Origin of the sequence: Actinomadura sp. NPDC048032 (assembly GCF_040653175.1) — a bacterium.
GTDB classification, from domain to species: domain Bacteria; phylum Actinomycetota; class Actinomycetes; order Streptosporangiales; family Streptosporangiaceae; genus Spirillospora; species Spirillospora verrucosospora.
On the sequence record NZ_JBEZJP010000262.1, the window covers coordinates 1 to 11,485 of the forward strand.

General features: G+C 72.4%; 13 protein-coding genes and 1 tRNA gene. 9 read left to right on the top strand and 5 right to left on the bottom strand.

Annotated elements, in window-relative coordinates:
* Positions 1 to 75: 75 nt before the first annotated feature.
* The 4 genes from AB0C69_RS27815 to AB0C69_RS27830 form a co-directional block, all read right to left on the bottom strand.
* The gene (locus AB0C69_RS27815) at positions 76 to 438 is read right to left on the bottom strand and encodes an FmdB family zinc ribbon protein (RefSeq protein ID WP_360358161.1); all 363 of its coding nucleotides are present in this window, start codon (positions 436 to 438) and stop codon (positions 76 to 78) included.
* A 166-nt stretch (positions 439 to 604) separates the two neighbouring features.
* A complete protein-coding gene (locus AB0C69_RS27820; protein WP_360358162.1) occupies positions 605 to 2,089 on the bottom strand; it encodes a potassium/proton antiporter in 1,485 nt (494 codons plus the stop codon).
* A gap of 103 nt (positions 2,090 to 2,192) precedes the next feature.
* Positions 2,193 to 3,182 carry an NAD(P)-dependent oxidoreductase gene (locus AB0C69_RS27825; RefSeq protein ID WP_360358163.1) on the bottom strand — a complete coding sequence of 330 codons (990 nt, stop codon included), beginning with the start codon at positions 3,180 to 3,182 and terminating at the stop codon, positions 2,193 to 2,195.
* A 92-nt stretch (positions 3,183 to 3,274) separates the two neighbouring features.
* Positions 3,275 to 3,856 carry a 5-formyltetrahydrofolate cyclo-ligase gene (locus AB0C69_RS27830; RefSeq protein ID WP_360358164.1) on the bottom strand — a complete coding sequence of 194 codons (582 nt, stop codon included), beginning with the start codon at positions 3,854 to 3,856 and terminating at the stop codon, positions 3,275 to 3,277.
* A 34-nt stretch (positions 3,857 to 3,890) separates the two neighbouring features.
* Between AB0C69_RS27830 and galU the strand changes: the two genes are divergently transcribed.
* From galU to AB0C69_RS27850, 4 genes are read left to right on the top strand one after another with little or no spacing between them, the layout of a single operon-like run.
* On the top strand, positions 3,891 to 4,817 hold the full coding sequence (gene galU, locus AB0C69_RS27835) for a UTP--glucose-1-phosphate uridylyltransferase GalU (protein ID WP_345173397.1): 927 nt from the start codon (positions 3,891 to 3,893) through the stop codon (positions 4,815 to 4,817).
* Positions 4,818 to 4,843: 26 nt separating this feature from the next.
* Entirely contained in the window at positions 4,844 to 6,052 is a 1,209-nt protein-coding gene (gene glp, locus AB0C69_RS27840; protein WP_345173608.1) for a gephyrin-like molybdotransferase Glp, read from the top strand.
* Between the two features lie 5 nt (positions 6,053 to 6,057).
* Positions 6,058 to 6,528: a cyclic pyranopterin monophosphate synthase MoaC gene (gene moaC / locus AB0C69_RS27845; RefSeq protein WP_360358169.1), complete on the top strand. Its 471-nt coding sequence runs from the start codon at positions 6,058 to 6,060 to the stop codon at positions 6,526 to 6,528.
* Positions 6,529 to 6,536: 8 nt separating this feature from the next.
* Positions 6,537 to 7,010 (top strand): MogA/MoaB family molybdenum cofactor biosynthesis protein, encoded by a 474-nt coding sequence (locus AB0C69_RS27850; protein WP_360358170.1) that lies wholly within the window; start codon positions 6,537 to 6,539, stop codon positions 7,008 to 7,010.
* 30 nt (positions 7,011 to 7,040) lie between these two features.
* On the opposite strand, the gene AB0C69_RS27855 is transcribed toward AB0C69_RS27850, so the two are convergent.
* Positions 7,041 to 7,874, bottom strand: a complete 834-nt coding sequence (locus AB0C69_RS27855; protein ID WP_360358165.1) for a DeoR/GlpR family DNA-binding transcription regulator — start codon at positions 7,872 to 7,874, stop codon at positions 7,041 to 7,043.
* A 93-nt stretch (positions 7,875 to 7,967) separates the two neighbouring features.
* Here AB0C69_RS27855 and nagA point away from each other — a divergent pair, with 93 nt between their 5' ends.
* The 5 genes from nagA to AB0C69_RS27880 all read left to right on the top strand — a co-directional run bounded on the left by nagA (position 7,968) and on the right by AB0C69_RS27880 (position 11,314).
* On the top strand, positions 7,968 to 9,098 hold the full coding sequence (nagA, locus tag AB0C69_RS27860; protein ID WP_360358166.1) for an N-acetylglucosamine-6-phosphate deacetylase: 1,131 nt from the start codon (positions 7,968 to 7,970) through the stop codon (positions 9,096 to 9,098).
* Positions 9,099 to 9,189: 91 nt separating this feature from the next.
* The gene (locus AB0C69_RS27865) at positions 9,190 to 9,810 is read left to right on the top strand and encodes a GNAT family protein (RefSeq protein WP_345173614.1); all 621 of its coding nucleotides are present in this window, start codon (positions 9,190 to 9,192) and stop codon (positions 9,808 to 9,810) included.
* Positions 9,811 to 10,025: 215 nt separating this feature from the next.
* On the top strand, positions 10,026 to 10,604 hold the full coding sequence (locus AB0C69_RS27870) for a hypothetical protein (protein ID WP_360358167.1): 579 nt from the start codon (positions 10,026 to 10,028) through the stop codon (positions 10,602 to 10,604).
* A 47-nt stretch (positions 10,605 to 10,651) separates the two neighbouring features.
* Positions 10,652 to 10,725, top strand: a tRNA-Ala gene (locus tag AB0C69_RS27875).
* A gap of 202 nt (positions 10,726 to 10,927) precedes the next feature.
* Entirely contained in the window at positions 10,928 to 11,314 is a 387-nt protein-coding gene (locus AB0C69_RS27880) for a VOC family protein (protein WP_360358168.1), read from the top strand.
* Positions 11,315 to 11,485 lie beyond the last annotated feature (171 nt).

Here is an 11,485-nt window from a genome sequence, read left to right on the forward strand (position 1 = left end):
GCGGCGGCTTCCGGACATGGCGAAGACCGGGGGATCCGGCCGGATCCCCCGGTGCGAGCGGAGATGCTTAGGAGGTCAGGCGACCTTTTCGGACGACGACTTGCCGGTCGACGAGGACGACGACGAGTCGGAGGACGACGTGGACGAGCTCGACTTGGCGGAGTCGCCCGAGGAGCCGCCCGAGTCGCCGGAGGAGCCGTTGGTCGACCCGCCGGACGAGCCGTTCGACGAGGCCCCCGCAGTGGAGGCCGACTTGCCGGAGCCGCGGCTGTCGGTGCGGTAGAAGCCCGAGCCCTTGAAGATGATCCCCGCGGCGGAGAAGACCTTGCGGAGCCTGCCGGTGCACGCCGGGCACTCGGTCAGCGCGTCGTCGCTGAACTTCTGCACGACCTCTAGAGGCTCGCCGCACTCGGTGCAAACGTACTGATACGTCGGCACGGTTCCTCCTCGCTGACTCAGACCGGCGCTGGCCGGACTGGCACTCACTCTAGACGACTGCTAATGGTACCCATGCGTGGAACAGGATTCGCCCCCGGGATGTTCCCCGGCGGCGCGTCGCGCGCCAGGGGAGCGCCGTGGAGCCCCGCCGCCGCGGGGCCCCAGGTCACTGGCCCTTCTCGCCGAACCAGCCCGCCAGCCTGCCCTTGCGGCTGACCGCGCGGAGCCTGCGCTCGGTGGCCTCGCGCACCTCGGCGGTGGTCACGACCAGCAGGGTGTCGCCCGCCTGGAGGGGCGTGGTGGGCTCGGGCACGAAGCTCGCGCCGTCCCGCACGACGAGAGTGATGGACGCGCCGGGCGGCAGCCGCAGCTCGAAGATCTCCACGCCGCTCATCAGCGAGTCGCCGGGGATCCGCACCTCCAGCAGGTCGGCGTGCAGCTCCTCCAGGGGCGCGGCCTCGACGTCCAGCTCGCGGGTCTGCTCGTCGCTCCTGAGGCGGCACAGCCGCGAGGCCAGCGGCAGCGTCGGCCCCTGGAGCAGGGTGAACACGACGACGATGTTGAACACGATCGCGAAGAGCCGGTCGGCGTGCTCCACCTCCGCGACCATCGGAATGGTGGCCAGGACGATCGGGACGGCGCCCCGCAGCCCCGCCCAGGACGCGAACACCTTCTCGCCCCACGACAGCCGGAACCCGATCGTGGAGAGCACGACCGACAGGGGACGGGCCACCAGCAGCAGGACGAAGCCGATGACGAGCGCCGGCAGGATCTGGCCGGGGAGGTCGCCGGGATCGGCCAGCAGGCCGAGCATCACGAACAGCCCGATCTGGGCGAGCCAGCCGACGCCCTCGGCGAAGCCCCGCGTGGCGGGCCGGTGCGGCAGCCGCGCGTTCCCGAGGACGAGGGCGCTGACGTAGACGGCGAGGAACCCGCTGGCGTGCATCAGTGAGGCGGCCCCGTAGGAGCCGATGGAAAGCGACAGCACGGCGATGGGGTAGAGGCCGGACGCGGGCAGCGCGACGCGGCGCAGCGCCTGGGCGCCCAGCCAGCCGATGGCGACGCCGACGATGCCGCCCGCGACCAGCTCGTAGACCATGACGCCGAGCAGTTCGGCCATGTTGGGGACGGCGGTGTGGGCGCTCAGCGTGACCACGATGATCACGACCGGGGCGTCGTTGAAGCCGGACTCGGCCTCCAGCAGACCGGTCAGCCGGGACGGCAGGGGCAGCCGCCGCAGCACCGAGAACACCGCGGCCGCGTCGGTGGGGGCGAGCACGGCGGCCAGCAGGAACGCCGGGCGCCACTCCAGGCCGACGAGCCACATGGCGGCGAGCGCGACGACGACGATGCTGATCAGGGTGCCGAGGGTGGAGACGCTGAGCGCGGCCGGCACCGAGGGCCGCACGCGCCGCCAGCTGGTGGTGATTCCGCCCTCGGCGAGGATGAGCACGAGGGCGGCGAGGCCGAGCGTCTCGGCCAGTTCCGCGTTGTCGAACCGGATGTGGAGGGGGCCGGACTCGCCGATGAGAAGGCCGAGGCCCATGTACGCCAGCAGCGTGGGAAGGCCCGCCTGGTGCGACAGCCGGACCGCGATGATGGCGCTGAGTACGAGCGTGGCCCCGAGGAGTAGCCAGATGTCGAGGTGCACATCCCACCCTTCGGGGTCGTCAAAGTTGATCGTTTAGGAATCCTACAGATTCGCGGACGAATCGCATATTTACGATTGAGGGATGGCGTGTCCGGCGTGGCCGCTATCGCCGGTTGACCTGTGGTTTGATCCCGTTCACCACGTTCAGTACGTCTCGTCCCTGAACGGCCGCGGTGACGTTGTCGCGCACCATCCCCAGCAGGTTCAGCTGCGACTGGACGGACGCCCCCGCCGCGTGCGGCGAGAGCAGGACGTCCTCACGGGAACGCAGCGGATGCCCCTGCGGAAGCGGCTCCTGCTCGAACACGTCCAGGGCCGCCCCGGCCAGACGTCCCGACTCCAGCGCGGCGAGGACGGCGTCGTCCGGCGCGATGCCCCCGCGCGCCACGTTCACCAGCAGGGCCTTGTCCGGGAGCAGGGCGAGACGCTCCGGGCCGATCAGTCCCTTGGTCTCCTCGGTCAGCGGCAGGGCGATGACGAGGACGTCGGACATCGCCATGAGCTCGTCCAGCTCCTGGTACGTCGCCGCGGCCTGGGGGCGCCGCCGCCTCGTCCAGTACGACACCGTGCAGCCCAGGGCCGCGAACAGCCGCGCGGCCTCGGCGCCGATCGCGCCGAACCCGACGATGCCGACCCGTTGCGTGTGGATCTCGCGCGGGCCGAGCGCCGCCATCTCCATCTGCGGCCATCCGCCCGCGCGGACGGCCCGGTCGCCCCGCACGAGGTTGCGGCACAGCGCGAACGCCGCGCCGACCGCCCACTCGGCGACCCCGCGCGCGTTGAAGCCCGCCGCGTTCGCCACCGGAACGCCCGCGGCCGCCCACGCCGCGACGTCGATGCTGTCGGTCCCGACCGCGGGCATCTGGACGAACGACACCCGCGGCGCCGCCGCCGCGGCCTCGGCGTCCAGCGCCAGCCGGCCGGTGAAGTCGCCGATCACCACGTCGGCGCCGGCGAGCGCGGCGAGCAGGCCCGCCCGGTCTCTGGCCTGCGGGAACGTCACCTCGGCGGCGTCTCCCAGCGGCGCGAACAACCCTCGGACGATCTCGTCCGCGATCGGGGGCAGGGAAAGGATCCGCCACGGCGCCGTCATCTCTTACCTCCCGTCAGGCCGTGCCCGATCGCGTCCCCCGTCCGCGATCTCGGCCCTCTCACTCTACGAGCAGGGCGCCGCCGCCGAGCAGGTCAGCCCAGGCGGACCAGCCCCCGCGCCGGGGTCACCACGGCCCGGACGCGCTGGTCGTGCGGCTCGGCGGGCACGCTTTCCACCAGCTCGCCGTCGTACAGCAGCGCGGCGGTGAGGATCGCCGGGCCCACGCGCGCGAGCGCCCGGTCGTAGGAGCCGCCGCCGCGGCCGAGGCGCACGCCCGACCGGTCGACCGCCACCGCGGGCACCAGCACGACGTCCGCGCTGGCCACGGCGCCGGGGCCGCGCGGCGGCTCGGACGACTCCAGGCACCCGCGGGCCCCCGGGACGAGCGAGTCGGGCCCCTCGTAGGACGCCCAGTCGAGGTCGCCGTCCGGGAGCAGCCGGGGGACGAGCACGTACGTCCCGCGCTTCCACAGCGCGAACAGCAGGCTCCGCGTGTCCGGCTCGTCGCCTATGGAGACGTAGGCCGCGATCGTCCCGGCCATCTCCACCTCCGGGACCGACAGCAGCGCGTCCCGGATCGGGCGCGCCGTGCCGGAGCGCGTCTCGGGCGGCATCGCCGCACGTCGTGCGAGCAGTTCGGCCCGGAGGCCGGTCTTCGTGGCGGTGGGGTGCACGCTGTGGTCCTCGCGGATGGCTAGGGTCGTGTATATGGCCGACATTGCACCAGTGCTCAAAGCGGTCGTCCCGGCGGCCGGCCTCGGTACCCGATTCTTGCCCGCGACCAAGGCGACTCCCAAGGAAATGCTGCCCATCGTCGACAAACCGGCGATCCAGTACGTCGTCGAGGAGGCGGTCGACGCCGGGCTGTCCGACGTCCTCATGATCACCGGGCGCAGCAAACGGTCCATCGAGGACCACTTCGACCGAGCCTACGAGCTGGAGGAGGCGCTGCGCGCCAAGGGCGACGACGAGCGCCTGGAGGCCGTGCACGAGTCCAGCGACCTGGCGATCATGCACTACGTCCGGCAGGGCGAGCCGCGCGGCCTCGGGCACGCGGTGCACTGCGCCCGCCAGCACGTCGGCCGCGAGCCGTTCGCGGTGCTGCTCGGCGACGACATGATCGACGCCCGCGACAAGCTGCTGCAGCGGATGATCGAGGTGCGCGGCCAGTACGGCGGCAGCGTCATCGCGCTGATGGAGGTCGAGCCCGACCAGGTGTCGGCGTACGGGTGCGCGGCCATCGAGGCGACGGACGAGGACGACGTCGTCCGCATCTCCGACCTCGTGGAGAAGCCCGCCGCCGAGGAGGCCCCCAGCAACTGGATCATCATCGGCCGCTACGTCTGCGACCCCGCGGTGTTCGACGTCCTGGAGAAGACCCCGCCCGGCCGCGGCGGCGAGATCCAGCTGACCGACGCGCTGCGCACCCTCGCCGACATGCCCGCCGACCAGGGCGGCGGCGTCTACGGCGTCAAGTTCCGCGGCCGCCGCTACGACACCGGCAACAAGCTGGAGTACCTCCGGACGGTGGTCCAGTTCGCGGCGGACCGTCCGGATCTGGCGCCGGAGTTCCTGCCGTGGCTGCGGGAATTCGTCCGGACGCAGGACGGCGTGGGCGACACCTCGGATTCGTGACGAGGCGTCAGACTGGGGCCGTGGCTATGAGAACGGTCGACGAGCATCTGACGGAGATCCTCGGCAGCGTGGCGCCGCTGCCGCCGCTTGACCTGGCACTGCTGGAGGCGCAGGGCACGGTGCTCGCCGAGGCCGTCGCCGCGCCGGTGCCGCTGCCGCCGTTCGACAACTCCGCGATGGACGGCTACGCCGTGGTCGCGGCCGACATCGCGGCGGCCACCGAGGCGAGCCCCGTCGCGCTGCCCGTCGTCGGCGACATCGTCGCGGGCGACTCCGGCCTGTCGGCGATCCGGCCCGGGCTGACCGCCCGGATCATGACGGGCGCCCCGCTGCCGGCCGGCGCCGACGCCGTCATCCCCGTCGAGTGGACGGACGGCGGCAACGCCACCGTCCGGATCTCGCGCGCCGCGCCGCCGGGCAACTACATCCGCCGGGCGGGGGAGGACGTCCTCGCCGGGCAGGTCGTCGCCGAGGCCGGCACCCGGCTCGCCGCCCCGCAGATCGGCATGCTCGCGGCGGTCGGGCGGTCCCGGGTGACCGTCCGGCCGAGGCCGCGCATCGTGGTCGTCTCCACGGGCGACGAACTGCGCGAGCCGGGCAGCCCGCTGGCGCCCGGCCAGATCTGGGAGTCCAACAGCTTCATGCTCACCGCCGCCGTGGTCGAGGCGGGCGGAACGGGCTACCGGCAGGCCACGGTGCAGGACGAGCCCGCCAAGGTCCTGGAGATGCTTCACGACCAGCTCGTCCGGGCCGACGCCATCGTCACCACCGGGGGCGTCTCCATGGGCACCAGGGACGTCGTCAAGGAAGTTCTCGCCGGTACCGGAACTGTGAACTTCCACAAGGTGCGGATGCGTCCGGGCAAGCCGCAGGGGTTCGGCCTCCTGGAAGGCACTCCGGTCTTCACGCTTCCTGGCAACCCCGTGAGCGCGTACGTGTCGTTCCAGGTGTTCGTCCGTCCCGCCCTACGCGTCATGCAAGGGCTGCCCCCAGAACCGCTTCCCACAGTGAGCGCCGTCGTCGCCGAAGACATCAAGTCCCCCGCGGGGCTGCGCCACTTCCTGCGAGGCAGACTCTCGTTCACTCGGGGCTTCTACACCGTCACAGCGGCGGGCGTGCAGGGCTCGCACCAGCTCGGGTCCCTGTCGTCCGCGAACGCGCTCATCGAGATTCCGGAGGACGTCGAAGCCATGCCGGCCGGTTCGCACGTCGAGGTCATGAGGTTGCCGTCATGAGCGCCATGGGGTCCGAGTTCACCCATCTGGACGACCAGGGATCGGCCCGCATGGTCGACGTGTCGTCGAAGGACGTCTCGTCCCGGACGGCCACGGCCACGGGGTTCGTCCGACTGTCGCCCGAATGCGTCGCCCTCCTGCGCGCCGGCGACATCCCCAAGGGCGACGCCCTGTCCGTCGCCCGGATCGCCGGGATCATGGGGGCCAAGCGCGTGCCCGACCTCGTCCCGCTGTGCCACCCGATCGCGCTGCACGGCGTCACCGTCGACCTCGCCGTCGACGACGACGGCGTCGCGATCACGGCCGTCACCCGCACCGCCGACCGCACCGGCGTGGAGATGGAGGCGCTCACCTCCGTCACCGTCGCCGCGCTCGCGCTGGTCGACATGGTGAAGGCCGTCGACCCCGCCGCCGTGATCACCGACGTCCGGGTCGAGGAGAAGACCGGCGGCAAGACCGGGGTGTGGCGCCGGTGATCCGGGCGATGGCGGTCACCGTCTCCAACCGCGCCGCGGCGGGCCTCTACGAGGACAGGTCCGGCCCGGTGCTGGTCGAGATGCTGGAGGACATCGGCTGCCAGGTGGACGGCCCCGTCGTCGTCCCGGACGGCGAACCCGTCACCGGCGTCCTGCGCGACGCGGTCGCCGCCGGATACGACGTCGTCGTCACCTCCGGCGGGACCGGCCTCACCCCCACCGACCAGACCCCCGAGATGACCCGGCCGGTCATCGAATGGGAGGTCCCGGGAATCGCCGAGGCCATCCGGCTGGAGGGACGCGAGAAGGTCCCCGCCGCGATCCTGTCGCGCGGCCTCGCCGGCGTCGCGGGCCGCACCCTCATCGTCAACCTGCCCGGCTCGACCGGCGGCGTCCGCGACGGCATGACCGTCCTGGCCCGCGTCCTGCCCCACGCGGTGGACCAGATCAACGGCGGCGACCACCCCCGCCCGCAGGTCTAGCCCGCCTCCCCCGGCCGCGCCCGTCGGAGGCTAGGCCTGGATGACGCGGACGCCGGCGTCGGTGAACGCGGCGAGTTCGGACTCGGGCGCCGCCGCGTCCGTCACCAGGACGTCGATCTCGTCGGTGCCGCAGATGCGGGCGAACGCGCGGTGGCCGATCTTGGAGCCGTCCGCGACCACGACCACCCGGTCGGCGCGCTCGGCCATCAGCCGGTTCACCACGGCCTCGCCCTCGTTGTGGCAGGTCGCGCCGTGCCTCGCGGTCACGCCGTTCACCCCGATGACCGCCACGTCCAGCGTCACGTGGTCGAAGATGCCGGTGGCGAGCGGCCCGGTCAGCTCGTAGGACTGCGGCCGCGGCACCCCGCCCGTCAGGACGATCTTCACGTGCGGGCGGACGGCCAGCTCGTTGCCGATGTTCAGCGCGTTCGTCACGATCGTGATCGCCGGGGTGGGCCCCTCGGCGTGCAGGTCGGCGCGGGTGGCGAGCACCCGGGCGACCTCCGAGGTCGTCGTGCCGCCGTTCAGCCCGATGATCGACCCGGGCTCGGCCAGCTCCGCGGTCGCCGCCGCGATCCGCTGCTTCTCCGACGCGTGCCGCGCCGCCTTGTACCGCAGCGGCAGGTCGTAGCTGACGCTCTCCGCGACGGCGCCGCCGCGGGTGCGGGTCAGCATCTGCTGCTGCGCGAGCTGGTCGAAGTCGCGGCGGATCGTCGCGGCCGACACCCCCATGCGCGCGGACGCCTCCTCGACGGTCAGCCGTCCGGCGTCCGCGAGCAGTTCGAGCAGCGCGTTCCAGCGCTCGTGCCGGGTCACGCCGGTCGCCTTTCCCGCGGGTGGACGGGAGTCCGGAAAGGTGGTCACCCGCGGATTCTAGCCCTGCGCGCCCCTGGTCTTACCTGAGCGCAGGGGCCGTGGAACAATCAACAACGATCAAATGCGTGCATTGGGGGTTCCATGGCGAGGCCGGTCGGCGACGGCGCCGTTTCCTTGACCAACGCGCGGATCGTCCTTCCGGACGGTGTCCGCGACGGCGCCCTCCACATCGCCGGCGGCACGATCGCGGACGGCCCCGCCCCCGGCGAAGTGATCGACCTCGCCGGCCGGCACGTGGTGCCCGGCTTCGTCGACATGCACGTCCACGGCGGCGCGGGAGCCTCCTACCAGCTCGGGAACCCGGACGAGGCCCAGCGGGCCGCCTCCTTCCACCTCGCCCACGGCACCACCACCACGATCGCGAGCCTCGTCACCGGCGACCCGGACGAACTGGCCGCCGCCGTCGAGGGCCTGGCCGGACTCGCCGCCGACGGCGTGATCGCGGGCGTCCACCTGGAGGGCCCCTACCTGGCCCGCTCGCGCTGCGGCGCGCACGACCCGGCGCTCCTGCGCGACCCGGACCCCGCCGAGTTCCGCCGCCTCGTCCGCCTCGGCCGCGGGCACCTCCGCATGATCACTCTCGCGCCCGAGCTGCCGGGCGCCCTCGACCTCGTCCGGGAGGCGGTGGACGCGGGCGTGATCGCGGCGGTCGGCCACACCGACGGCACCGGCGAGGCGGCCCGTGCGGCGTTCGACGCGGGAGCGCGCGTGGCGACGCACCTGTTCAACGCGATGCGCCCCCTGCACCACCGCGAGGGCGGGCCGGTCGCCGCCGCTCTGAACGACCCCCGGGTCACCGTGGAACTGATCAACGACGGCGTCCACGTGGAGCCCGCCGTGGCCCGCCTCGTGTTCGCCGCCACGCCCCGCGTCGCGCTCATCACCGACGCGATGGCCGCCGCCGGCATGGGCGACGGCGACTACCGTCTCGGCGTGATGGACGTCGAGGTCCGCGGCGGCCGCGCCATCCTCGCGGGCGGGACGTCCATCGCGGGCAGCACGATCACCATGGCGGACGCGTTCCGCCGCGCCGTCACCGACGCCGGCCAGCCGATCGAGCGCGCCGCCGAGGCCGCGTCCCTCACCCCGGCGCGCGCCCTCGGCATCGACGCGCGCGTCGGGTCACTGGAGCCCGGCAAGGACGCCGACCTGGTCGTCCTGGACGCCGACCTGCGCGTCGACTGGGTCATGAAACGGGGCCGACGGGTGTGACGACGGTGGCCGAACGTCCCGCGTGCCCGATTTCTCGGGGACAATATGGCGTTCAGACATCCGACCAGGGAATCATGGAACCGTGGAACGTTTGCGGGGATGGCCGGTCACCCTGACCGAGGGCCCTGTAGGGCTGCGCCCGCTGCGGCACCGCGACGCCGCCGTCTGGCGCGAGCTGCGGGTCCGCAACGCCGACTGGCTCCGCCCCTGGGAGCCGACCAATCCCGAGACGCCGCTGTTCCGCAGCGGCCTCGGCCCGTACATCAGCATGGTCCACACCATGCGCCGCGAAGCCCGCCACGGCCTCGCCCTTCCCTGGGTCGTCACCCATGAGGACGATTTCGCCGGGCAGCTCACCATCGGCGCGATCGTCTGGGGTTCGGCGAGGTCCGCGCAGATCGGCTACTGGGTCGACCGGCGCGTCGCCGGCCGCGGCGTCATTCCCACCGCCGTCGCCCTCGCCGTCGACCACTGTTTCTTCACCGTCGGCCTGCACCGGCTCGAAGCCAATATCCGTCCGGAGAACACCGCGAGCCGCCGCGTCGTCGAAAAACTCGGATTCCGCGAAGAGGGAATTCGCCGCCGCCATCTCCACATCGACGGCGCCTGGCGCGACCACATCTGCTACGCCCTCACCGTCGAGGACGTGCCCGGTGGCCTGCGCGCCCGCTGGCTGGCAGACCGGAAACAGGCATTTCCCCGGCGCTCCTGAGCGGCCCATGACTTTCCCGCCGTAAGAATCCTGCGATCGAGAAGTCCCGGCAAACGGAGAGTAACGGCGAGATCGATCTCGCGACACACCGCCCCTTATGCTCGTCAACCTCTGACAGCCCCTCGTACCGTGCGGGGCGTGACCCTGCTCCCATTGCACGTTCGCGCGCCGAAAGTCGGCCCGCCTCGCGAGCGTGCCCTGGAACGGTGGGGCCGATGAGCAGCGCCGTCCTTTACCTCGCGATCGTCGCCGTCTGGGCCGTCGTCCTGGTACCCATGTGGCTGCGCCGCGACACCGAGACCACGGGAATCTCCCGCCTCCTGCACAAGCGTCCCGACGAGCAGGCCGCCGAGGACGACGCCGACGACCAGGAGACGCTCCACGAGGAGGAGACCCTCCGCGAGGAGGGGACGCTCCGCGAGGAGGGCCTCCCCGCGCCGCGCCGCCCGGGCGGCCGCGCCGCCGTCATCGCCCGGCGCCGCCGCCGCACCAGCGGCCTCGCCGCGCTGCTCCTCACCTCCGTGGCGATCTCCGCCTCCGGCCTCACGCCCTGGTGGATCGTCGCGCCCCCGGTCCTGCTGCTCGCCGGCCACCTGGCGCTCCTGCGCGTCGCCGTGGGCATGGACACCGCCCGCCGCCGCGCCGCCGCCCAGGCCCGCGCCGCGGCCCGCGCCCGCGCCCTGCAGGCCCGCAGAGCCGCCGAGGCCGCCGAGACCGCCGAGGTCATCGAGCTCGTCACCCCCGACGAGGTCTTCGACCAGTACGCCGACGACCGCCGCGCCGTCGGCGAATAACCGGTGCGCGAGCAGTCCCCGATGTTTGCTAACCTTACGGAGTCCTCGGGGCTGTGGCGCAGTCCGGTAGCGCACCTCGTTCGCATCGAGGGGGTCAGGGGTTCAAATCCCCTCAGCTCCACCCAGGTCAAAGGCCGGTTCTCCGAAGAGACACCGGCCTTTTTGGTGTCCGTACGGCAGTGAAGTACAGCTACGTCGCCTCACGCCTCGCGTCCGACGAGTTGGCACGGGCGGGCGCCCCCCGTTCAGAGGTCGCGGTGGCGCCGTGGCCGGCCGACTTCACCGCTGACCGATCAGGTTGGGTGCTGCCTAGACTCGGGGTCATGCTCAGACTCGGCTTTCCTGTGATCGGCGTGAACGACATTCCCCGGGCCGTGGCCTTCTGGACGTCCGCGCTGGACCTGGTGCCCGTGTCCGAGTGGGAGAGCCCACGTTGGCGGACACTGGAATACGCGGATGGATCGGGCCGGGCGCTCGCTCTGATGCACAGCAGTTCGCCCGCCGAAGCGCACCCGCGCATCCACCTCGACCTGTTGACGGACACCACGGACGAGCAGGAGGCCGAGGTCGCGCGTCTGGTCGAGTTGGGAGCCACCAGAGTCGACTGGGACCTGTATCCCCCAGACCCTGACTTCGTGGTCCTCGCCGACCCGGACGGCAACATCTTCTGCGTCGTGGATCTGAGCCGGGCCCCGTCCGGTTCGTCCTGACCTCCGGCGGGACGAGCACCCCGGACCCGGCCCGGCAGACGGCGACCCTTGGACCGGGTCAGGGGACGGTCTCCGTGAGCAGCTTTCCGGCGCGGACGGCGTTCAGGCGGTGGCGGATGAAGCGGTCCTGGTGCTCGCCCCATGTGTCGGGCTTGGTGGGGTGGGTGCTCT